Consider the following 22,402-nt stretch of genomic DNA (forward strand, 5'->3'; position numbering starts at 1 on the left):
GGGACTACTTGGCGCCGCGCAGCTTGGCCAGCGTGGAATAGACCTCTTGCACGGTCTCGGCGCCGACCTTGTCGCTGTGCTTTTCGACCACGGGCTTGACCTTGGCACGCAGCTTGTCGATCTCTGCCGCAGGGAACTCGCTGACCTGCATGCCCGCCTTCTTGAGGTCGTCCAGCGCCACATTGGCCTGCACGCGCGACACGGCGCGCTGGAAGGTGGTCGCTTCGGCCATGGCGTCCGTCAGAGCCTTCTGGTCGGCGGGGGACAGGCTGTCCCAGAACTTCTTGCTCACGATCACGGCCTGCGGGTTGTACATGTGGCGCGTGATGGTCAGGTGCTTCTGCACCTCGGCGAACTTGGACGACAGGATGGTCGAGACCGGGTTTTCCTGGCCGTCCACTGCCTTTTGCTCCAGGGCGGTGTACAGCTCGGGGAAGGGCATGGGCACGGCGTTGGCGCCGAGCGCATTGAACATGTCGATGTAGATCGGCGACTGGATCACGCGGATCTTGAGGCCGGCGATGTCCTCAGCCTTGGTGATGGGGCGCTTGCTGTTGGTCAGGTTGCGAAAACCCAGTTCCCAATAGCCGAGGCCCACCAGGTTTTTGGCCTGCAGCTTGTCGAGCAGCTTCTTGCCGAAGGGGCCATCGGTGACCGCGTCGGCTTCCTGCGGCGATGCAAACAGGAACGGGAAGTCGTAGATGCCGAATTCCTTGGACTGGGCGGCTAGGATGCCGGCGTTGAGCACGGTCATCTCCACCGTGCCGCCTTGCAGCGCCGACACAGTCTGCAGGTCGCCGCCCAGCGTTCCGCCGGGGAACAGCTTCACGGCAATGCGGCCGCTGGTCTTGGCCGCCACGAGGTCGGCAAACTTCTGCGCGCCCTGCGCCTGCGGGTGGTCCTTTTGGTTCTGGAACGCGAACTTGATCGTGCGTTCCTGCGCCTGGGCTGTGGACAGCAGCGACGCAGCGACGAGGGCGGTGGCCAGCAGGGTCTTCAAGAGTTTCATGGTTGTCTCCTTGGGTTTTTGGGCGTGGCAGAAGCGAGGGCGAAAGCAAAGGGGAAGGTGGGAGCGCGACGCAGCGGATCAGCCGCTGAGCCAGCGCAGCGGCACGGTGACGAGCGCCGGGAACATGACCAGCAGGAACATCACCACGAACTGCGCCAGCATGAAAGGCATCACCCCGCGCGTGACCTGGCCCATGGAGATGCGCCCCACGCCAGCCACCACGTTGAGCACCGTGCCCACGGGCGGCGTGATGAGGCCGATGGAGTTGTTGATGATGAACAGCACGCCGAAGTACACCGGGTCGATGCCCGCGGCCTTGACCACCGGCATGAGCACGGGCGTCATGATGAGGATGGTGGGTGTCATGTCCATGGCCGTGCCGATGACCATCACCAGCAGCATGATGGCCACGAGCAACAGCGTGGGATTGCCCATGAGCGGCTGCAGCAGGCCGATGACCTTGGAGGGCAGGTCGGCCACGGTGATAAGCCATGCCGAGACCATGGCGGCAGCCACCAGGAACATGATCACGGCGCTGGTGCGTGCAGCGGTCTTGAAGATGACGATGAGCTGGCTCCAGGAGAGCTCGCGGTACACCGCCATCGAGACGACCAGCGCGTACACCGCTGCCACCACGGCAGCCTCGGTGGGCGTGAAGACGCCCATGCGCAGGCCCACCAGAATGATGATGGGCAAGCCCAGCGCCCAGGCGGCTTCGCGCAAGGCCAGCTTCAGCTCGGCCCGCGTGGCGCGCGGCGGCGGGGTGACGTTTTCGCGGCGGCCCAGCCACCACCAAGTGAATGCGAGCGAGAGGGCCAGCAGCAGGCCCGGCAAGATGCCCGCGAGAAACAGCTTGCTGATGGACACGTTCGCGGCCACGCCGAAGATCACAAATCCAATCGACGGCGGGATGATGGGGCCGATGACCCCGGCCGACGCGATGAGGCCTGCCGAACGCTCCTTGCTGTGGCCCGCGACGATCATCATGGGCAGCAAGAGTGAGGTGAGCGCCGCAGCATCAGCCACCGCCGAACCCGACACCGCCGACAGGATCACCGCCGCCATGATCACCACGTAACCGAGGCCACCCGGGATGTGGCCCACCAGCGCCAGCGCGAGCTTGACGATGCGCCGCGAGAGGCCGCCCACGTTCATGATCTCGCCCGCCAGCATGAAGAACGGCACGGCGAGCAGCGGGAAGCTGTCGGCACCGTTGATCACGTTCTGCGCCAGGATCTGGGCATCGAACAGGTCGAGGTGCCACATCAGCGCCACGCCACTGAGCAGTAGTGCGTAGGCGATGGGAATGCCGATGGCCATGGCCAGCAGCAGGGAGCCGAGGAAAATTGCGACGGTCATGGGAGGGTGTCCGAAGAGGGAGGCATCAGGGCTTGGTAGCGCCCTGGACGGGGGCTGCGGCTTGTGCGTCGCGCTGGATCTGCTCCAGTGCGGCAGCCTCCTCGCTCTCCTGCACCATGATCAGTTCGTGGTCGGCCAGCGGCACGAACAGCGTGCGCAGCAGGTCGCGCAGCAAGATGGCAATCGCCGAGGCGCCCATGAGCACACCGCTGGCGTAGAAGATGCCGACCGATGCGCCGGTGACGGGGGCTTCGGTCTCCCAGTTGATGACCGTCTGCGCCCAGCTGCCTGCGAGCAAGAGCCAGGAAACGTAAAGCATCGCAACCTGTGCGAGCACGAGGCATATCTTCTTGCCCACCCTGGGCAGGCGCGAGACCAGGGCATCTACGCCCAGGTGGCCGTGTTCACGCAGGGCGACAACGGCGCCCATGAAGGTCAGCCACACGAACAACCAGCGCGAAAGTTCTTCCGAAATGGTGATGCCGGAATTGAACGCATAGCGCAGCACCACGTTGCCAAAAACAAGAACCACCATGACGGCCAGGCACAGACCCGTCAGTGCATCCAGCGCGTGGGTGTATCCCCGCAGCACGCGGTCGGCCAGTGCGAACATGGTGTCTCCAGTCGTTGTAGTGAAAGCCTGGAAGAATTTTGTACGAACTGGTTAGTATTTGATCTAGGTGCAAACCCTGGCAGTTTTTTTGCGCGTGGAACGCCGCGATGGCGCCTGCATTGGGCGCGCAGTGCACGTTTCGGCGGAGGTCTGAAGGTGGCTGGCAGCCCGGGCTGCACGTGGCCTGAGGCCAGGAATCAAGGGCGCAGGAAGCGCACGACCATCTCGATGATCGATTCGCGGCGCTGGGCGGTGGCCGCGGGGGTGTCGAGGGAGCGCTTGAAGATCACGCCAAAGGTGTGGCGGTTGGAGACGTTGAAGAAGCACAGGGCCGAGATCGACATGTGCAGGTCGACTGGGTCGACGTCGGGACGGAACACCCCGGCGGAAACGCCGCGCTGGTACACGTTGTGCACCGCGTGGATCACCGGGATGTTGAGCTCCTGGATGGTGGCAGAGCGCGTGATGAACTCGCCCCGGTGCATGTTCTCGTTCATCACCAGGCGGATGAAATCAGGGTTGGCCAGCTGGTAGTCCACCGTGAAGCCGACCAGCGTGCGCAAGGCCTGCTCGGGCGGCAGGTCTTCGAGGTGCAACTCCGCTTCGATGCGCCGGATGCGCCGGTAGGCCTCCTCCAGCACCGCCACATACAGACCTTCCTTGCTACCGAAGTAGTAGTAGATCATGCGCTTGCTGGTGCTGGTCAGCGCGGCGATCTCGTCGATGCGCGCGCCGGCCAAGCCTTTGTCGGCAAATTCTGCCGTGGCCACCTGCAGGATGTTGGCCATGGTCCGGTCGGGATCGTTGATGCGCACCCGCTCAGCCCCGGGCGTGGCAGCGGCGTCGCGCGCGGCGCGCTGCCGGCCGGCGCGGGTCTCTGGGCGAATGTCGGCGCCCTTCGGCTGCGGTTTTTGAACCATCTCGTTCATCGCTGCGAGCATACGCCACGCGGTGGCTGTGCCGAGCGAAACGCCCGGACCAGAGCGGTCAGGAAGGCTTGGTGTCGGCGAAGCTCGGGCGCAGCATCAGCTTGTCGAGCAGGCGGCCGAGGTTGGGGTACTCGCTGCGCCACGCGATCTCGGGGAAGCGGAACTCCAGCCAGCCGAGCGCGCAGCCCACGGCGATGTCGGACAGGCTCAGGTGGATGCCGCTGCAAAACGGCTTGTCGCCCAGGCCCTGGCTCATGGACTTGAGGCTGTCGTTCACCTTGCGCAGCTGCCGGTCGATCCAGGCTTGGCTGCGTTCGCTGTCCTTGCGGTGCGCCCAGGTGGCTTCCAGGCGCGCGAGGATCGCGGCGTCCGCCACGCCATCGGCCAGCGCTTCCCAGGTCTTGACCTCGGCCCGTTCTCGGCCCTGGCTGGGGATGAGCTTGCCCACGGGCGACAGGGTATCGAGGTATTCCACGATCACGCGGGAGTCGAACACGGCTTCGCCACCTTCCATCACCAGGCAGGGCACCTTGCCCAGCGGGTTGGATGTTGCAATGCTGGTGTCGTCCGCCCAGACGTTCTCTTGCACGAACTGGTAGTCGAGCTTTTTTTCAGCCATCACGACCCGCACCTTGCGGACGTAAGGGCTTGCAGCGGCTCCGATCAATTTCATGGTGTGGCTTCCAGTGCGCAGTGGTCTGAACAATCGACTTTGATTCTATCGGCTGCCGCCTTAGCGCCTGCTGACGGGTCGCCCACCCCTGTGGCGGGGGGCCTACAGTGGGCCAACACCTACAATTGCGCGCCATGAGCCTGTCCACCATCACCGCCCTGTCGCCGCTTGACGGCCGTTACGCCAGCAAACTTGCCGCCCTGCGCCCGATCATGAGCGAACACGGCTACATGCACCGCCGTGTGCAGGTTGAAGTGGCCTGGTTCATCGCCTTGTCGGACGCGGGGTTTGCCGAGTTCAAGCCCCTGACCACGGGCGCACGCGCCTACCTGCTGGGCCTGATCAAGAATTTCTCCGAAGCCGACGCCACGGCCATCAAGGAGATCGAAAAAACCACGAACCACGACGTGAAGGCCGTGGAGTACTGGATCAAGAGCAAGTTCGAAGCGCGTCCCGAACTCGAAAAAGCCTCCGAATTTGTGCACTTTGCCTGCACCAGCGAAGACATCAACAACACCAGCCACGCGCTGCAACTGCGCTCGGGCCGCGATCAGGTCATCCTGCCTGGCCTGGACCGCATCGTGCTCAAGCTGCGCGAAATGGCGCACGCCTATGCGGACGTGCCCATGCTCAGCCGCACCCACGGCCAGACCGCCAGCCCGACCACCGTGGGCAAGGAAATGGCCAACGTGGTCATGCGCCTGCAGACGGCGTGTGAGCGCGTGGCCGCAGTCAAGATCATGGGCAAGATGAACGGCGCCGTGGGCAACTACAACGCCCACCTGTCCGCCTGGCCCGATTTCGACTGGGAAGCCTTCAGCAAGAAGGTCATCGAAACCCCCGAGCCGCTGGGCCTGGGACTGACCTTCCAGCCGTATTCGATCCAGATCGAGCCGCACGACTACATGGCCGAGCTGTTCGATGCCGTGGCGCGCGCCAACACCATCCTGATCGACCTGTCGCGTGACATCTGGGGCTATGTGAGCCTGGGCTACTTCAAGCAGCGCCTGAAGGCCGGCGAGATTGGTTCCAGCACCATGCCGCACAAGGTCAACCCCATCGACTTTGAAAATGCCGAAGGCAACCTGGGGCTGGCCAACGCGCTGCTCAAGCACCTGTCCGAGAAGCTGCCCATCAGCCGCTGGCAGCGCGACCTGACTGACAGCACCGTGCTGCGCAACATGGGCGTGGCCCTGGGCTATGCCGCGCTGGCCTATGCGTCGCTGTTGACCGGCCTGAACAAGCTCGAACTGAATGAAGAGAACCTGGCCGACGACCTGGACGCTGCGTGGGAAGTGCTGGCAGAGCCGATCCAGACGGTGATGCGCCGTTTTGGCGTGCAGGGCGCTTACGAGAAGCTCAAGGAAGTCACCCGCGGCAAGACCGTGACCGCCGAAGCGCTGCACGGGCTGATCCACTCGCTAGAAATTCCCCAGGCTGAAAAAGACCGCCTGCTGGCGATGACGCCGGGCAGCTACGTGGGCAAGGCTGCGGAGCTGGCGCGCCGGGTCTGAAGCGGCGCCACGTCACTTGTTACTCGGCACCTTGCCTCGGACCCATGGAAGGAATTCATCACCGAGCGAACAATTTCGATGCATTGCGCGTCGCTGCTGCACTTCTGGTTATTTGGAGTCATCAATTTGCATTAATGGGGAGGCCAGTGCCGCTGGTTTTCGGCAACGAACCGGGGGCGTTGGGCGTGGTGCTTTTTTTTGCGATCAGTGGGTATCTGGTCACGCAGTCCTGGATCGCAGACCCCAATCTGCCCCGCTTTGCGCTAAGGCGGGCACTTCGAATTTGGCCAGGGCTTACGGTCTTAGTAGTTCTATCCGTTTTTATATTGGGGCCGATGCTGACGGAGCTGCCTTTGCAAGATTATTTTGATCACTCTGTCACGCATCAACATCTCTTCAATCTCGTCCTGAAAACCCAAACCAGTCTGCCGGGCATCTTTACCTCGAACCCTCATCCGGGTTCTCTGAACGGCCCGTTGTGGACTATTCCTTTAGAGGTGGGCTGCTATATAGGGCTCGCCTTTGCGGGGGTGTTGGGATTGATGCGTTGGCGCTGGTATCCATTGGTCATATTTGCTGTATTAGCTGCCATCTTGCAACTGCGCTATAGCACCCCCTCGCCCCCACAGTGGTCATTTGGACTTCAATACGCAATGATCTTTGCACTTGGAGCCTCGCTTTCCCGATGGAGTTTTTTCTGGTTTCAGTACCCGTGGCGTACCGCTGGAATCGTGTTGAGCGCTTGCAGCCTGCTGTACTACTATGGTCCGGCCCCTTTAAATGGCCAGAGTCCGCTGTTTGCGTTAGCGGGGTTGAGCGTGGTGTGGGGAAGTTCTCGCACACCAGGGGCCGCCTCTGCTGGGCGCTTTGGCGATTTTTCGTATGGCCTGTACATCTACGGGTTCCCAGTTCAGCAGATCGTCATTTGGGGTTTTGCGAACCAGCTACCTTTTCCCGTTGCTCTGTCACTGAGCTTAGGTGGTGCGTTGTTTTGCGCTGCGTTGTCCTGGCACTTTATTGAGAAGCCAGCGCTGCGATGGAAGCCGCGACGCCCTTCTATACTGCCGAGCTCCTGATTACAGCCAAATATGCTCGGTTGAGCAACACTCCAAGTCCTGCGCGCTAACCGCTATTTGTGCCGGCCATTCTCCCCGCCTTGCCACGGGGCATTTGTATTCCTTCGCATCATGGCCATCAAATCCACCATCTTCAAGGCGAACCTCGCGATCGCCGATATCGACCACGGCTACTACGCCGACCACGCCCTCACGCTGGCGCGCCATCCCAGCGAGACGGATGAACGCATGATGGTCCGGTTGACCGCTTTGGCTATTGCTGCGCACCAGCTCAACGACCTTTGCAATGGCGACGCCACGCTGGCATTTGGCGCGGGCCTGTCGGATCCCGATGACCCGGATGCCTCGGTGACGGACTACACGGGCCGCAAGCGCGTGTGGATCGAAGTCGGCCAGCCGGAAGACAAGCCCCTGACCCGGGCCTGCAGCAAGGCCGATTCCGTGATCGTCTACTGCTTCAACCACGCGGCTGAGATCTGGTGGAAGGGCATCGAGACCAAGCTTTCGCGGCTCGAGAGGCTGCAGGTGTGGCGCATCCCCACCGAGGCGTCCCAGGCGCTGGCACAGCTGGCCGAGCGCAGCATGCAGCTGCAGGCCACGGTGCAGGAAGGTGCGATCACGCTGAGCAGCACGCAGGGCAGCGTGCATGTGGAGCCGGTGCGGTGGAAGTGAAGCCCGAATATTGAGCCAAATCGGGCTCTGCCGCTTATCCCACAATGTTTTATTGCTATGAATTTAGGAATTGTGGTTGATTGATCAGCCCTGATCAATCGCGCGGCATAAGCGTGCCGCATTGCCAGCACTGCTCAAAACCGCCCTCCACCGTCTCACCACAGCGGCACACCCAATGGCGCTGCGGTAAATCCTCCAGGGCCTGCAGCAGGCTGCGTGCCCGACCGGCGTGTTCGTCGTACTCCAGCCAGATCTCGGGCAGGCACTGGTCCGGCGGCAGGTGGCCCGCCGCGGCCCCCAGGTATTGGCGCTGCACCGACGCCCTCATGCCCGCTTCACACAACAAGTCTGCCCAGAGCGTGGCAATCGCGATGTTCGGGGCTTGGGTGAGGCGCAGCATGGGCCCACCATACCGGTTTGGGCACTGGGCGTACAGCTTCTGCGGGCGACAACGCTGCCGACCGTTGACGGTACGGAGCTACCGCGCGGGTTCGGCCGGGGCGCCGGGGGCAGAAACACCCTCGGCCGCGCGTTCGGCATAGCGGTTGAAGCGCCACGCGGAGTGTTCCAGCGTGATGCGGCGCCACACCGAGCGCTTCTGCGCCGGGCTAAAGGCCGGCCAGAACTGCACTTCGTCAAATGTGCGCCCACATCCCTTGCACAGATCGTCGCCTTGGCTGGTCGAGCAGATGGCAATGCAGGGGGTGTCGGGCGTGGTGTCGTACCACGCCTGCCAGGCGGCCAAGGCCTCGGGCGGTAGCCCGTCTTCTTTGATTTCATTCACACGGCCGTACACCATGAGCGCGTACACCTCCCCCAGCGCGTTCAATTCGGGCGCCAGCCTCACACCATCGGGCGAAGGCGCGCGGCGGCGCCAGTGGTTAATGGCGGCTTCGATGTCGGTGATGTGAATGGCGGCCATGGGGCGGGGTGCGGGAGGGGCTGGATCATAGCTGCCCGGTGCGGGACCTTTTTGGTGGGGGTGTCTTTGCCGCTGTGGTACCCGCGGGCCGGGCCGCCGGGCATCTGCGCGAAACCGTTGTAAGCAATAACCACAACCCTGCCGCACTTGCACGCCGGCGCTGGCGATGTTCCAATCGCTGCTTCGAAGGGGAGTAGCTCCCGACTTGTCAGCAAGTGCCAGCCCCCTGGCTGCGGACAAGGCATCGGAACCGTCGTCAATACGAAGCAAAACACTGCTTCCGGCGGTCCGGGCATGGCGCGCAACACACAGGCGCCACGCTGAGCAAGACCTTTGATGGGCCCTGCAAGGGCTGATCAAGGCCGTCCTTCGCATCTGTGATGCCCGTTGCAGGCAGGCCCTTGATTCTCTTTGCAGGCCCTCTATCCCTTGGACGGGCTCGGCGCTACAGTGGCGACGCAACCCTCCTTTCGCGCGCACCGACACAGAGGAATTTATGGAATTTTTGGCATCGCCCGAATTCTGGCTCGCACTGGGCCAGATCATCATCATCGACATCTTGCTGGGCGGCGATAACGCGGTGGTCATCGCGCTGGCCTGCCGCAAGCTGCCCCCCGCTCAGCGGACCAAGGGGATCATCTGGGGCACAGCCGGTGCCATCGTCCTGCGGGTGATCCTCATCGCCTTTGCGATGACGCTGCTCGCACTGCCGTTCCTCAAGTTCATCGGCGCGGTGCTCCTCGTGTGGATTGGTGTGAAGCTGCTGGCCCCCGATGAAGACGGCCACGGCGACGTGCAAGGCAGCGACAAGCTGCTGGCCGCCATCAAGACCATCATCGTGGCCGACCTGGTGATGAGCGTGGATAACGTGATCGCCATCGCCGGTGCTGCGCAGAACGCGGGCGAGCATTCCTTCCTGCTGGTAGTGCTGGGTCTGCTGATCTCGATCCCGATCATCGTCTGGGGCAGCCAGCTGGTGATCAAGCTCATGGAACGTTTCCCGATGATCATCACGCTGGGCGGCATGCTGCTCGGCTGGATCGCCGGTGGCATGCTGGTGTCCGACCCCGCCTTCGCCAACCCCGACAAGTGGCAATGGATGCTGAAACTGCCCCAGACCGACCTCATCAAGTACGGTGCCAGCGTGGCCGGCGCCCTGCTGGTGCTGTTGGCCGGCAAGTTCATCATGTCGCGCCGTGCCGCGTCGGCCCCCGCCGAGCAGCAAGGCTGATCGCTCTAAGGCCTTTTGGAATCGACAGAGGTTGGGGCTTGCGCTCTGGCCTCTGGCAAGTCAACAGGAGACGGTATGGACAGAGTCATCGTGTATGTGGACGACGCGGCCTACGCGCAGGAAGTGCTTGCACCCCTGTTCGCCCGCGGTATCACGACCCAGACAGAGTGGGTGCTGGTGGCCTGTGCCCCCCGCATGACCCATCGCATCAGCAAGTGGGTGAGCCACAGCGCACGGGAGAACTGGCGTACCAAGTGGGCCGACAAGCTGTTTGCCCAGATCCTCCCAGCGCTGCGCGCCCCTGCCAGCAGCGTGACCACGGTGATTGCCAAGGGCCCGCTGGTCGAGCTCACGGAACAGTTGCAGGCTGCCCAGTCGGCAGCCGCGCAGGTAGTGGACGCGCGCCGTCCCAAGTCTGACAACCCCGAGGAGAGTCAAGTGGGCCGCCGTTGGTCCTCGCCGAGGCCTGGCACGCTGCTGGGAAGCCTGCTGACGGGTTTCAGTGCTGTCTGGATGCTGGCCCTCGAGTGAGGTTTGGCCGGGCTTTCCCTCTCGACGGGTGGAGTGATCGCTGCGATCGACTGTGATCTAGCGCAACGAGGGGTCGTAGCGAGCATCCGTACCCGCGGTGAGGATCGTCCGACGAGTAGGCAGCGGCGATGCTCAATGTGCAGTCGGACGAAAAGGCCCTTTGGGGCCTTTTTAGTTGTCTCAGGCCGGTGCTATTCTTTCGCCATGAAACTCCTCCTCAAATGGCTGCTCAGTGCGGCATCCTTGCTGTTCGTGGCCTACGTCTACAGCGGGGTCGAAGTCAAAAGCTTCCCGTCCGCGTTGATTGCAGCCTTTGTCATCGGGCTTTTCAACGTCGTGCTGAGACCGATATTGGTGGTGTTGACCCTGCCGGTCACCATCGTCACCGTAGGGCTCTTCCTGTTTGTGATCAACGCCCTGATGTTCTGGGCAGCAGCCAGCGTCCTGGACGGATTTCACGTGCAGGGCTTCGCCGCCGCCCTGATCGGGTCGCTGATCTACTCGCTGCTGGGTTTGCTGATCGAATCAGCGCTCGGCGGCCTGTTCACGAAGAAGTAGCTCGACGGCACGCAGGCGCGTGTCAATGATTGACGCTTCGATGTGGTCCACCTGCGGGCCACCGCGCCGCGCCAGATCCTGGCCAGCCTTGAAGCGGTCGACGGCCGCCGCGTAGTCGTAGCGTGCAGCCTGCGCTTCTGCCTCAGCACGCACGGCGCGCAGTGGCTGGCCTTGGGCTTGCCAGGTCGACGCAAGGAGTTGCCACACAGTCGCATCCTTGGGATGTGTAGCGACCCAGGTCTGCAGTGCCCCTGTCCCCTCAACTGCGCGTCCCGCACGCAACAGCGCCTGGGTGCGCAAGACAAGCTCCGGGCGGCGGATGCTGCTCGCCGCGGAGTTTGTGTCGCTGCTGAGTACGGTCACCGCCGCAGCGGCATCGCCGCCTGCCAACTCGATCTCGGCCATCAGCCACCTTGCCAGCCGCTGGGCTGCCGGATCGTGACGCACCAATTCGTCCAGTTTCTTAGCGATTGAGCGCGCGCCCGCGGTGTCTCTGAGCTGGCTGCTTCCCAGTGCGGCGGCGTATAGCACCGCCGCGCGGCGAGTGGCGGGCTGGCCGGCAAAGCCTGTGCTCTGAGGTTCAGCAATCCATTGGCGCAGCGTGTCCACTCCGGGGTTCGACAGCACACGGGCACGCGCCGCGATCATGGCGTGCTCCAGGGTAGCTGCCATGGCAGCGGGAGGCGCGCCCCCCGGGGACATGCGCGAGTGCATGTCCGCCATCCGCTCGCTCGTCAACGGGTGGCTGCGCAGATAAGGCCACGAACCGTTGTCATTGAGCCGGTTGGCCTGCTGAAGTTTGTCGAACATGCTCACAAAACCCTGCGGCGCAAAGCCTGCCGGGGCCATCAGGCCATAGCCGATCCGATCCGCCTCGCGCTCCATGTCGCGCGAGAAGTTGAGCTGGTTCTGCATGGCCAAGGCCTGCCCGCCAACGACGAGCGCCTGCGTTGCCCCTGGGTTCTTGCTGGCAGCCAACGCCCCTAGGATCATTGCGCCTAGCAACAGTGGCGTCTGCTTGCTTTGCTGAGTGAGCAGGCGCGAGATGTGGCGCTGCGTAACATGACTGAGTTCGTGGGCCAGCACCGAAGCGAGCTCATCGCGGCTGGTGACCACGCCGATCAGGCCCAGATGCACGCCAAGATAGCCCCCTGGCAAGGCAAATGCGTTCACCGTCCGGTCGCGTCCCAGGAGGATCTCCCAGGCGAAACGCTCGTCGAGCTCAGGTGAGAGTTCGCCGCGCGCTTTCGCGGCGGCTACTAAAGGTTGCCAGATACCCTGCACGTAGTCGGCGACTACTGCATCGTCGATATAGTCGGGGTCGCGGTAGAGTTCGCGGATGATGCGGTCACCAAGGCGGCGCTCGGCGCTCGTGGTGAGATCGCTGGAGTCGCCTAGGATGGGGAGGCTGATCTGGGCAAAAGCATGGGGTGACCCAAAAACGCAAACTGCTGCGAAAAATATAGCTATTTGCGCCTGATAGATAAGAGCCAGAGTCAGTTGGGGCTTGAATTTCGGCACGGATCTCCTTTGTTTGGCAGGCGGGTCGCCTATTTTGGTCGGCTAGTGCTAGCGCCGTATGATGCCTCCGCTCCCGAATATTTCGCTCAACCGCTTTGCCCACGCTATGTCCACGCCCACCTCGCCCCTCACCCACTTCAACGCCCATGGCCAAGCCCATATGGTGGATGTTGGAGCTAAGCCGTCTACCCACCGAGTGGCGGTTGCCACGGGACGTATCGAAATGCGGGCGGAAACGCTGGCAATCATCGAGGCGGGCAGTACCAAAAAGGGCGACGTGCTGGGTGTAGCCCGCATTGCCGGAATCCAAGGCGCCAAGAAAACCAGCGATCTGATCCCGCTATGTCATCCGCTAGCACTGACGCGGGTCGCTGTGGAGTTCGAACTGCTATCCGATGCGAACGCTGTGCAGTGCACTGCCACTGTGGAGTCAGTAGGGCCGACAGGCGTGGAGATGGAGGCGCTGACCACCGTGCAGGTGGCACTACTGACTATCTATGACATGTGCAAGGCGGTCGACCGAGGTATGTCTATCCATGGAGTGGGCGTGCTAGAGAAGCACGGAGGCAAATCGGGGAGCTTTGTGGCGGAAAAGTCAAATTGAATCAGCTTTCGGCAAGAACCCCATCTTCCGGGCACCCTTGCGAAACCTAGCATCACCGCTCTCGTTAAAACCCGTCTAGGTGAATGTATCCTCGTATGCGAGCGGTCACTGGATCTATCAAAACGACCCAGTCCGAGGCATGGCGACTCACCAGCGGTAGCCAGCGCAGTGTGGCGGGGGCGTTGGTTTCCCCTGGTTGTAAATTGGTGATGGTGTTGGACGCGGCCGCTTCGATGAGTGCCGCATGCGCCGGGTGCTTGGTACGTAATGAAGCCAAGTCGTGGGATCGCTGCAACACTTGCGGCACACTGAGTGCGTACTCCTGCCACCAGCTAGGCTTCTGACTGGGTTCTATGCCTTGCATCGAGGCTTCAATGCTAGAGATATTTTCTTCAAGGGTTGCAGCAGGCCGTATTCCAATAGTGGGAGGGCGGGAAAAACTCAGGGGCTTTGCCCAGCTGGGAGTGTCGTCAGCTTCAGCCTCGTCAATGTCCGCAACTGACACTACTCGGAAGCGATCAACTTCATATACCAGCGCCACAGGGCGGGCGTAGCTAAGGGTATGTATGCCGTACCCCAAAACCAGTAATTGGATGGCGGCCACCATCGCTAAGTCACGGCGCAATTCGGATTGCGGTTTGGTAGGGTTAAAAACTACCATTGTGAGTAAAGGGCCGCAAACTATATCGACGCTAACAATCAGCCAGAACAACTCAGCACCGCCACTTAGCTGACGTAGCGGCCCCGGAAACCAGAAACCGAAGACCAACAATGCCACGATCGCGACCACTGCAGCCGAAAGCGACAGGTGAAAGGCGGCAGCACGCAAGGCCCTTGTGGCTCGATAGGGCAAAAAATATGTGAAAAAGGAGGCGATGGTCATAAAACACACTCGACACCGATCAATAAGAACCCCTGCGACCAATAATTTAAACTTGCGGCTAAAAAAAAGAGCGCAGAGCGCTCTTTTTACTGCATACCACTAAGCGGTATGCATACTGTGCCGAATTAGAAGCGGCAATTGGCGGGTACGTACTTGTAAAGAGCCGTGCCACCGGTTGGCGCAGCTTGCGTTGCGCCAACGGTGCAGCCCCAAACCACGGGTGCGCCAGAAACCATTGCAGCAGTGGGCAATCCTGTGGTTGCAGAAATACCGCCGCTACCAGGGGTGAGACCGATGAACATAGCGCCCGCACCAGTTGCTGCAGCGTAGTTTATGGTAACGCGGCCCGAACCGATTGCCGGAGCTACAGGAATTGCAGCAATGGACATTCCAGAGACATACTTCGTCGGTGTGAATTGATATCCAAAACCGCCAGCAACTGGCAAAGCAGTACACGGACTCGCACAAGCGGCAATAGCGGTGCCATTGTTTGCTGCATACGTTTCAGTAACGGCCAATTTCGGCGCAGCAGCCAAGCTCAAACCTTCCGTCACACGCGCACGAACGGTGTAGTCCTGATAGGCAGGCAGCGCCACAGCAGCCAAAATACCAATAATCGCTACCACGATCATCAGTTCGATCAGGGTAAAACCTTTTTGCAGGGTACGCTTCATAAAATTCTCCTCGGGGTCGGTTAACAAGTTCGCACCTGTCGAACAGTTCGCCAGGTTGGCTGAAGAGCAGCACATTACGTGCCAGCATGGTGTTAAGCAATCGTTGGAGTTCTTGAGGGCAACCAGGGCAAAACGGCTTCAAACGTCACCTTTTGTGACATTTTTGTTTTGCCATCATTGTCGTTGGAAGTCGGTGGCTACAAATCGAAGATGTCTCCCGCTCGCAACCACCGTATGTCGTGTGCCGTCGCTGCACTGCCCACCGGCGCAGTTTCGAAGCGGCGAATTTCATCCATGATGAGCTCGGTCTCCGAGGGCTTTGTGTGGGTGATGTAGATGGGAAACGCTCGGTCAGTACGCAGCTGGGCGAGTTCTTGGGAAAGCGTGATGGGGGAGAGGTGCAGGCTTCTCGCTGCCAAGCTGCTTTCGCGATTGCTGAATGCGGTTTCGATCACCAGTTGGCATACAGGTCGAGCATTGATCCAGCTCCAGAATGCCGGGTTTCTTTCTGTATCCCCGCTGAAAGCCCACCATCCGGTATTTCCGAGCAGTGCGAATGCAACAGCCGGCACGCTGTGCACCGCAGGTAGCACTTCCAACACGCGCCCATCAATGGTGACCTGCTCCCCCACTGCAATGGGGCGATACCGAAGAAATGGCTGTTCCGCCGTTGGAATGGTGCTGAAGTCCGGCCAGATGACATTGTTAAAAATGTGTGCCTGCAATGCGTCGATGGTCTGCGGCAACGCATGAACTTCAACCGGGATATCACGCAGCGAAGAAACAGCATCTAGCATCAGCGGCAACGCAGCAATGTGGTCTAAATGTGAATGCGTGAGATACACATGATCGATCTTGCGCATCTCTTCCAGCGTCAAGTCACCCACTCCGGTGCCTGCATCGATCAGGAGGTTGTCGCCAATCAGAAAAGACGTCGTGTGGCAGTCTTTGGCGATGGAGCCGGAGCATCCGAGCACACGAACCTTCATAAGATGGCTTTCAGGGTTGATTGACTCAATTACTTGCTGTCGAAATTGGTAGCACCGTCCCAGTTCGGGTCAAATGACTGCTGCCGCAGGCGCTCTACTCGTTGTTCGTACAGGGCGTACAGCGGGCTGCCGGGGTTGTAGTTTTGCAGTCGCACTTGGCAATCGTCACATTGTGCCCACTCCTGCGCTCGGTAGGCAGTGAGGAACTGGCCCCACACTTCCAATTCCAATAATTGCGACTCAACAAACGCGTCGGATTTGGTTAATGGTGAAAAAATGGCCACTGCTTGCGCCTTGCCTTTCACCCGCACTAGATCCAGTTGCTGCCATGAAAACTGCTGCGCCAACAGCTTGGTACTCTCACTCACGACGATGGAAGTGCCATAGTGCTTGGATAGTCCTTCAAGACGGGAGCAGAGATTGACAGCGTCGCCAATTACGGTGTAGCTGCGCCGGAGATTCGAGCCCATGTCTCCCACACACATGCTGCCGGTGTTCAGGCCAATGCCGACACCTATCTCTGGAAGCCCACACACGCGGTGGCTTTCATTAATTTGTGCAATGGCTGCCGCCATTTCGATGGCGGCGGAGACGGCAAGGCGGGCGTGATCAGGGGTGGTTACGGGGGCCCCCCAAAACGCCATTACACAGTCCCCCATGTACTTGTCGATAGTGCCCCTGTGACTGCGGATGACATGTGTTAGCCGACTAAATACGTCGTTGAGCAAGGCCTGCAGTTGCAACGGCTCCATCTGCTCCGACATGGCGGTGAACCCTCGCATGTCGCAGAACATGACAGTCAACTCGCGGTTCGCAGCCTGCATGCTATAGCTCTCCGGCTGTTTAACCATCTCGTTCACCAGTTCCGGAGGAACATAGGTGCCGAAAAGAGCAGCCAGCTCTCGCTTGGAGCGGCTTTCCACAAAATAGCCGTAGACCATGTTGAGTGTGAAAGCCAGCACTGTCATCACGATTGCCGTAGCGAGTGGCATTGCCAAGCCGTGACCGAGGTACAGCCACAAGTTGGCGGTGATCAGCGTGGCGACGCTGCCCAGGCTGAGAAGCACGGCCGAAGTTGCAGAAAGCGCGGGTAGCGCAAACGCCAGCAAAAAACCCGTCGCGATCAACTGCACTGCGTCGAAGCCAACGGCATAGTCAGGCCGCACAATGTTCTTGCCATCCAGAAAAGCAGAGAGCATATTGGCATGGGTTTCAACGCCAGGATAGGTGCGGCCAACCGGGGTCGCGCGCAAATCCAGCAAGCCGGGAGTTGTCGAGCCGACCAGTATCAACTGGCTCTCCAAACTTTTCGGCGGCAGCTTGCCCTCCAGAATGTCGGAAGCGGAAATGTAGCGGAACGATCCGCCGTTGACGTCGCCGGGGCCACGGAAAGGGATGAGCGTGGCAAGCTTGTCGTCGACCGGCAGCGTCAACGTGCGGCCATCTTGGCGTAGCAAGATGCTTTGTAGGGTGTCGTAGCCGCCTTGGGTATTGGTGGGCCCGGCAAAGCCAGGGTGAACCTCCGGCAGCCCCATTGCCGTGCGATACATCGCCAGCGCGAGCGATTCGTAATACTTCCCTTGGTACTCCGCAAGCAAAGGCAGCGACCTAACGACTCCATCGTCATCCGTGATGGAGTTAAAAAAGCCAGCGACGGGCACGGCCTTGGCCAACTCTTCAATATTGCTGCCGTATCCACCCCATGAGGTCGCCCGCAATGGCAGGCCGCGCAGACGCTCAGCGGGCAAAGCCGGTACCGGCAACACCCCTTTCGTTCGGCCGTCGCGATCGCTGGTCAGGTAGTAGCCCAGAACCACTGGCCTACCCTGAAGCGAATGGGCAAACAACGCGTCGTAGTCCAGCGTTGGGGCCAAGCGCGCGAGCTGCTTCTTGAACTCGACTTGATCGCGTAGAAGGCCTTGGGCCAATCGCTCGAGGTTGGGGAGGCCAGAACTTCCGTCTGTCTCTGCGAAGAGGACGTCGAATCCAACGACCGCAACATGTTGGCGCTCAAACAACTCTCGGGTCAGTGCGGCGAGCTTGTCCCGTCCCCAGGGCCAGTGCCCCACCCGCTCCAGGCTTTTCTCGTCTATGTCGACAATGACAATGCGCTCGTCCAGTGTGCGAGGCATCGTGGCGCGCAGCCGGGTGTCATAGATGATGTTTTCGAGGCGCTCCAGCACCTGGAGGTGAAGGATGCCGGAGATATGCAGCAGCGCAAAAACCAGCGGGACCAACGTGACCGCCATGCGCCGCCCGTGGCGCCCGAACAGATTTGAGAGCCGGCGTAACACAGAGGGCTGTGGCAAGGGGCTGAAATAAACCGCCTAGAGCCGCGCAGCCTGTTCGCGGTGATCAGGTTTGTTCGAACTGCATCTCGGTACCAGCCAACTCCAGGCGGTCGCCGTTCTTGAGTGGAACCGGTGAGGCGCCGATGGAAGCGCCGTTGAGCAGCGGCATGTCGGGGCCCTCCACATGGGCCAAAACGAAGCCCTGATGCCGCTTGGTGATCGACGCGACAGCGACACCTGGCTTGCCAATGGTGGTGACCACCTTTTGCAGAGAGACTTCCCGCCCGGCCGCTGCGCCAGACATTACGCGGATCACCGCTGAAATCGCTGCGGCAGCTGGCGCCAATGGCGCGGGCCGGGATGCAGTGCCCAGTGGCGGCAACATGCCCGGCTTGAATATCATGGTTTTTTCGAAGTTCTGACCCTCGGCTTCGTGCAAGAAGCGAATCTTGTACTTACCCACTTCGATGGTGTCGCCGTTGCGCAATTCCTGCCGCTTCACGGCCTTCGCATTCACGTGGGTGCCGTTGGTGCTGCCCAGGTCCTCGATTTCGACGTCCTGGCCCAGCATGTGGATCACCGCGTGCTCGCCGCTGACCGCAAGGTTGTCGATCACGATATCGTTGTAAGGCCGACGGCCGACCGTAGTCCGCTCCTTGGTCAGTTGCACTTCCTTGATCACAACCCCGTCGATTGAAACGATCATTTTCGGCATGATCCACTCCTGATGTAATGAATAATTGTTGTGGTCGGGACCATCACGCGGCCCCAAGCAATCGGGACATAAGGCCGCGCTTCTTGCCTCCCGCGGCGGCTTGCACCAGCAGTACGCTCACATTATCACGGCCGCCATTTGCGTTGGCTGTATCGATGAGCAGTGTGGCTTTTTCCTCTAGCGGCAGCGGCGCACGCACCAGCTCGGCGAGATCTGCATCAGCGACCATGTCCGTGAGCCCGTCCGAGCACATGAGGAACAAGTCGTTTGGTGCCACCTGGAACTCGTTCACTTCCATCATGACGTTGGGCTCAACGCCGAGCGCGCGCGTGACCAGATTCCGGTTGGCTGAGAGGGCAGCTTGCTGCGCCGTCAGCAAACCTGCGTCCACCTGCTCCTGCAGCCATGAGTGGTCGCGTGTGATTTGTTGCATGGTGCCGTCGCGCAGCCGGTAGCAACGGGAGTCGCCGATATGCCCCAGTATCAGTCGGCTGCCATGGAACACGCCCACCACCAGCGTGGTGCCCATGCCGGCATATTGAGGGTTGGATAGCGATGCACCCAGGATGGCGTGATTGGCGTTTTCGACGCAGATCTCCAAGGCGCGCCGCACGTCCGTAGATTGCGGTGCCGTGCCTGCTTGTCCCAGCCAGCGGGCCATCTCGGTCCGGATAAAGGTCGTGGCCATCCCGCTGGCCACTTCTCCGGCGTTGTAGCCGCCCATTCCATCAGCCAAGATGGCTACTTGCGCATCACGGTCGACCGCCACAGCATCTTCGTTGTTGGTGCGCACGCGGCCTTTATCGGTCCGCGAGAAGAATTCATAGGTCATGGAGGTAGGGGCGAGCGTCATCGAGCGCCAGAAATCGGCGGAGATGCCGCACCCCGTCCAGCGGGGGATTCCATCACAGTTTGCTGATAATCCGCCATTTCAAGCCCTGTTGCATCGCGGTCCGCATCATAGACGACTGCTTCCGCCCGGGGTGCCTGGCCCGTCGCAGCGGCTGCCTCCCGCAGATCGGCGGCAAATTGCCGTCCAGTTTGGTAGCGCGCCTCGGGTTTTTTCTCCAGTGCCAGCGCCAACGCGCGCGCTACAGCTGGTGAGAGCTCCGGTCTCAGCTGACGTATGTCCGGCGCGTTCACACTGGCGATCTTGTGCATGAGTTCGGTCATCGATTCGCCGCGAAGCGGCAGCGACCCGGCCAGCAACTGGAACAGGGTCACGCCCAGAGAGTACAGATCCGATCTGCCGTCTACCTTCTTGCCCGCGAGTTGCTCAGGTGACATGAAGCTGGGGGTCCCGAGCACAAGCCCTGTGCGTGTCTTGCTCGAATCCGTGATGCGCGCGATGCCGAAATCAGTCACCTTCACAGAGTCTGTGGCGGCGTCGAACATGATGTTGGCGGGCTTGATGTCGCGGTGCACCACGTTGTGGGCGTGGGCATAGTCCAGCGCTTCGGCCACGCGCGCGCCGATGGACAGCACTGTCGCGACCGGCAAAAGCTGCGCAGCATGGCACGCCTGCGTCAGGTCGGCGCCTTTGAGGAATTCCATGGCGATGTAAGCCAGATCGTGCTCTTCCCCGGCGTCGAAAATCGTCACAATGAAGGGATGCTGCAGGCGCCCCGCAGTCTCTGCCTCGCGGAAAAAGCGGGCCCTGGCGTCCACGAGCGCATCGCCCTCGAACTCTTCCCCCAAAGCCAATGTCTTGATGGCTACAATCCGCCCGATTTTCGGGTCGCGCCCGAGGTACACCACGCCCATCGCTCCCTTGCCAAGCTCCTTGTCAATCTGATAGCGCCCCAGCATGGGAATGCCGGCGGCCACATCGCCAGGCAGGTGCGGAATCGACGTCGTCAGCGGCGGGAGTGACGACGGCGGCGTGCTGCTGGGCATATCTGCGTTTTGCAGATGGGCCCGAACGCGCTTGTACCGCGCGCGTGCATCCTTGTAATCGCGGTTGTGCTGCAGGATGTGCTTGTACACCGCCTTGGCTTTGGCGAAGTTGCGTTTGCGTTCAAAGTCCTGCGCCAAGTGATAGAGGTTGTCCATCAACGCGTCACTGGGTGGCACCTTGCGCAAGCGATCAAATGCCATGTCCAGCTGGCCTTGCCCCTGTAGCGCCAGCCCCATCATGCGGTCCGTTTCGGCGGTTTCAGCGGACGAGTCCGACGCGCCGCCACCGCCCAGCATGCGCAGGGCGGTCAGCGCCGCTGCGCCCGCGGCCAATGCAAGTGCAGCGGGTGCCAACTGGGCCGCCAGCCCAGCGTAGCGCAGCAGGCTCCATTCAGTTCCCATCACCAAGAGCAAAAGGGATCCGCTCGCCACCCACGCTGTGGGCTGGGAGAACCTGGGGAGGACCAGCCCCACCCACAACAGCGCGCCCAACAATGCGCCCCACGAGGCCAGCGGTGCCCAGGAGGGGCGCTGCACGGTCAGCCCCTGGCGCATGGCCGACACCGTGTGTGCGAGCAGCACAACGGGGTGCATCGTCCGTGGGCTGGCTTGGCCCCACGGAGCATTTTGGGACTCGCTGGTCTCGCCGATGAGCACAACCTTGTCTTTAAAACCCTGCAGCGGTACCTTGCCCCCGACCACCTGCGCGAACGATGTCACCGGAAATGGCAAGGCTCCGCCAGGAGCGGCATAAAAGCGGGGTCGCATGACAGCCGAGGCGTCCGTAGCTATGTGTAGCCCACCCATGCGGACACCGGAGCGGTCATCTGCTACCCGCAGCTCGTTCTGGCCAATATGCAGGCTGTGCGCCGCGACAAGGAGCGCCAGCGACGGCACTGCGACGTTGTCGTACTGCAGAAGGAGGGGGATCTCGCGGACCTGGCCGTCGTCGTCGGCTTGCGCAAGGTTGTGGCCAACGCCCGCTGCTGCGGCCCCGATGGCCGCCAACGGATATTGGGTCGAAGTTGCGGGCACCGAAAAACCTGCTGGCGCCGGCACGTCGCTGCGGTGGGCATAGGCGGGCAGCGCGGTCCGCGTCCCGCCGGTCAGTGCGTATCGAGAGGCCAGAAACACATTGCCAGCCCGCCTGATACTGGCTGCAAGCGCCGCATCGGTGTCCAGCGCTTGCTCGGCCTCTGCTGTAGTTCGGTTCAGCTCCGCAGCGAGCGGTGAGCCGTCGCCCGCCCGCGCAAGCGCCTCCCGAATCTTGCGGATATAGGTCAGGCTGCGATCAGACTGTGGTTCGGCGAACGAGGAGGTGAGGACAATGCTTTTGGCGCCCGCAGCGGAAAGCTGATCAATCAGCTTTGCGTGTACATCGCGGGGCCATGGCCAGGGGCCCAAAGTGGCCAGACTGGCGTCGTCAATGCCGATGATGGCAATTTCGCCCAGGGGCTGCGGTGCGGCAACGCTGGTTGCCGCATCGTACAGGCGGTGTTCCAGCGATTGGAAGACGCCAGTCGCTGCTGCTAAGGCAACCACCGCGGTCGCAATCAACGCACCTCGGAAACCCTCGGTACGCCAAATGCCAAGCCGCCGTCCCGAGGTTGTTCGTCCCACTTGTTGTTGTTCCGCTCTCTGTATTGGAAAATTGGAAGCAATATCCACGCCCAAACCGGGTCAAGCCCACGAGGGCGACGGGCGTGGAGTTGCTGGCCGCCGGGGTGGCTGTATGCCCTTCT

Annotated in this window: 22 protein-coding genes; 7 read left to right on the forward strand and 15 right to left on the reverse strand. The window is 61.4% G+C overall.

Going from position 1 to position 22,402, the window contains the following annotated elements; translation table 11 throughout:
- Positions 1 to 4: 4 nt before the first annotated feature.
- The 5 genes from ACSQ3Q_RS24215 to ACSQ3Q_RS24235 form a co-directional block, all read right to left on the reverse strand.
- The gene (locus ACSQ3Q_RS24215) at positions 5 to 1,009 is read right to left on the reverse strand and encodes a TRAP transporter substrate-binding protein (protein ID WP_436136850.1); all 1,005 of its coding nucleotides are present in this window, start codon (positions 1,007 to 1,009) and stop codon (positions 5 to 7) included.
- Between the two features lie 78 nt (positions 1,010 to 1,087).
- Positions 1,088 to 2,368: a TRAP transporter large permease subunit gene (locus tag ACSQ3Q_RS24220; protein ID WP_436136851.1), complete on the reverse strand. Its 1,281-nt coding sequence runs from the start codon at positions 2,366 to 2,368 to the stop codon at positions 1,088 to 1,090.
- A 25-nt stretch (positions 2,369 to 2,393) separates the two neighbouring features.
- Entirely contained in the window at positions 2,394 to 2,981 is a 588-nt protein-coding gene (locus tag ACSQ3Q_RS24225; RefSeq protein ID WP_436136852.1) for a TRAP transporter small permease, read from the reverse strand.
- A gap of 197 nt (positions 2,982 to 3,178) precedes the next feature.
- On the reverse strand, positions 3,179 to 3,910 hold the full coding sequence (locus ACSQ3Q_RS24230) for a TetR/AcrR family transcriptional regulator (protein WP_436136853.1): 732 nt from the start codon (positions 3,908 to 3,910) through the stop codon (positions 3,179 to 3,181).
- A gap of 58 nt (positions 3,911 to 3,968) precedes the next feature.
- Entirely contained in the window at positions 3,969 to 4,583 is a 615-nt protein-coding gene (locus tag ACSQ3Q_RS24235) for a glutathione S-transferase N-terminal domain-containing protein (protein WP_436136854.1), read from the reverse strand.
- Positions 4,584 to 4,717: 134 nt separating this feature from the next.
- Here ACSQ3Q_RS24235 and purB point away from each other — a divergent pair, with 134 nt between their 5' ends.
- From purB to ACSQ3Q_RS24250, 3 genes are all read left to right on the forward strand, one after another.
- Positions 4,718 to 6,097: an adenylosuccinate lyase gene (gene purB / locus ACSQ3Q_RS24240; protein ID WP_436136855.1), complete on the forward strand. Its 1,380-nt coding sequence runs from the start codon at positions 4,718 to 4,720 to the stop codon at positions 6,095 to 6,097.
- A gap of 44 nt (positions 6,098 to 6,141) precedes the next feature.
- Entirely contained in the window at positions 6,142 to 7,173 is a 1,032-nt protein-coding gene (locus ACSQ3Q_RS24245) for an acyltransferase family protein (RefSeq protein WP_436136856.1), read from the forward strand.
- Positions 7,174 to 7,284: 111 nt separating this feature from the next.
- Positions 7,285 to 7,845 carry a YaeQ family protein gene (locus ACSQ3Q_RS24250; protein WP_436136857.1) on the forward strand — a complete coding sequence of 187 codons (561 nt, stop codon included), beginning with the start codon at positions 7,285 to 7,287 and terminating at the stop codon, positions 7,843 to 7,845.
- A gap of 94 nt (positions 7,846 to 7,939) precedes the next feature.
- Here ACSQ3Q_RS24250 and ACSQ3Q_RS24255 read toward each other — a convergent pair whose 3' ends face one another.
- Complete coding sequence (locus tag ACSQ3Q_RS24255) at positions 7,940 to 8,245, reverse strand: DUF2007 domain-containing protein (protein WP_436136858.1); 306 nt, start codon at positions 8,243 to 8,245, stop codon at positions 7,940 to 7,942.
- Positions 8,246 to 8,323: 78 nt separating this feature from the next.
- A complete protein-coding gene (locus ACSQ3Q_RS24260) occupies positions 8,324 to 8,767 on the reverse strand; it encodes a DUF3717 domain-containing protein (RefSeq protein ID WP_436136859.1) in 444 nt (147 codons plus the stop codon).
- Positions 8,768 to 9,263: 496 nt separating this feature from the next.
- Between ACSQ3Q_RS24260 and ACSQ3Q_RS24265 the strand changes: the two genes are divergently transcribed.
- The 3 genes from ACSQ3Q_RS24265 to ACSQ3Q_RS24275 all read left to right on the forward strand — a co-directional run bounded on the left by ACSQ3Q_RS24265 (position 9,264) and on the right by ACSQ3Q_RS24275 (position 11,087).
- A complete protein-coding gene (locus ACSQ3Q_RS24265; RefSeq protein ID WP_436136860.1) occupies positions 9,264 to 9,998 on the forward strand; it encodes a TerC family protein in 735 nt (244 codons plus the stop codon).
- 75 nt (positions 9,999 to 10,073) lie between these two features.
- Positions 10,074 to 10,529 (forward strand): hypothetical protein, encoded by a 456-nt coding sequence (locus ACSQ3Q_RS24270; RefSeq protein WP_436136861.1) that lies wholly within the window; start codon positions 10,074 to 10,076, stop codon positions 10,527 to 10,529.
- A gap of 204 nt (positions 10,530 to 10,733) precedes the next feature.
- Positions 10,734 to 11,087 carry a phage holin family protein gene (locus ACSQ3Q_RS24275; protein ID WP_436136862.1) on the forward strand — a complete coding sequence of 118 codons (354 nt, stop codon included), beginning with the start codon at positions 10,734 to 10,736 and terminating at the stop codon, positions 11,085 to 11,087.
- On the opposite strand, the gene ACSQ3Q_RS24280 is transcribed toward ACSQ3Q_RS24275, so the two are convergent.
- A complete protein-coding gene (locus tag ACSQ3Q_RS24280) occupies positions 11,055 to 12,572 on the reverse strand; it encodes a M48 family metalloprotease (protein WP_436137068.1) in 1,518 nt (505 codons plus the stop codon). The two genes, ACSQ3Q_RS24275 and ACSQ3Q_RS24280, sit on opposite strands and share 33 nt — an antisense overlap.
- A gap of 142 nt (positions 12,573 to 12,714) precedes the next feature.
- On the opposite strand from ACSQ3Q_RS24280, the gene moaC reads away from it, so the two are divergent.
- The gene (gene moaC, locus ACSQ3Q_RS24285; RefSeq protein WP_436136863.1) at positions 12,715 to 13,212 is read left to right on the forward strand and encodes a cyclic pyranopterin monophosphate synthase MoaC; all 498 of its coding nucleotides are present in this window, start codon (positions 12,715 to 12,717) and stop codon (positions 13,210 to 13,212) included.
- Between the two features lie 64 nt (positions 13,213 to 13,276).
- On the opposite strand, the gene ACSQ3Q_RS24290 is transcribed toward moaC, so the two are convergent.
- The 7 genes from ACSQ3Q_RS24290 to ACSQ3Q_RS24320 form a co-directional block, all read right to left on the reverse strand.
- Positions 13,277 to 14,095 carry a TfpX/TfpZ family type IV pilin accessory protein gene (locus ACSQ3Q_RS24290; protein ID WP_436136864.1) on the reverse strand — a complete coding sequence of 273 codons (819 nt, stop codon included), beginning with the start codon at positions 14,093 to 14,095 and terminating at the stop codon, positions 13,277 to 13,279.
- 125 nt (positions 14,096 to 14,220) lie between these two features.
- Complete coding sequence (locus ACSQ3Q_RS24295) at positions 14,221 to 14,769, reverse strand: pilin (RefSeq protein ID WP_436136865.1); 549 nt, start codon at positions 14,767 to 14,769, stop codon at positions 14,221 to 14,223.
- A gap of 197 nt (positions 14,770 to 14,966) precedes the next feature.
- A complete protein-coding gene (locus tag ACSQ3Q_RS24300) occupies positions 14,967 to 15,758 on the reverse strand; it encodes an MBL fold metallo-hydrolase (RefSeq protein WP_436136866.1) in 792 nt (263 codons plus the stop codon).
- A gap of 29 nt (positions 15,759 to 15,787) precedes the next feature.
- Positions 15,788 to 18,007, reverse strand: coding sequence for a CHASE2 domain-containing protein (locus tag ACSQ3Q_RS24305; RefSeq protein WP_436136867.1), 2,220 nt, complete (start codon positions 18,005 to 18,007; stop codon positions 15,788 to 15,790).
- Between the two features lie 106 nt (positions 18,008 to 18,113).
- The gene (locus tag ACSQ3Q_RS24310; protein ID WP_436137069.1) at positions 18,114 to 18,764 is read right to left on the reverse strand and encodes an FHA domain-containing protein; all 651 of its coding nucleotides are present in this window, start codon (positions 18,762 to 18,764) and stop codon (positions 18,114 to 18,116) included.
- Positions 18,765 to 18,807: 43 nt separating this feature from the next.
- Entirely contained in the window at positions 18,808 to 19,596 is a 789-nt protein-coding gene (locus tag ACSQ3Q_RS24315) for a Stp1/IreP family PP2C-type Ser/Thr phosphatase (RefSeq protein ID WP_436136868.1), read from the reverse strand.
- Positions 19,597 to 19,613: 17 nt separating this feature from the next.
- Positions 19,614 to 22,328, reverse strand: coding sequence for a CHASE2 domain-containing serine/threonine-protein kinase (locus ACSQ3Q_RS24320; protein WP_436136869.1), 2,715 nt, complete (start codon positions 22,326 to 22,328; stop codon positions 19,614 to 19,616).
- Positions 22,329 to 22,402 lie beyond the last annotated feature (74 nt).

This window comes from Acidovorax sp. LjRoot129 (genome assembly GCF_964253765.1).
In the GTDB taxonomy this organism is placed as follows: Bacteria; Pseudomonadota; Gammaproteobacteria; order Burkholderiales; family Burkholderiaceae_C; genus Acidovorax.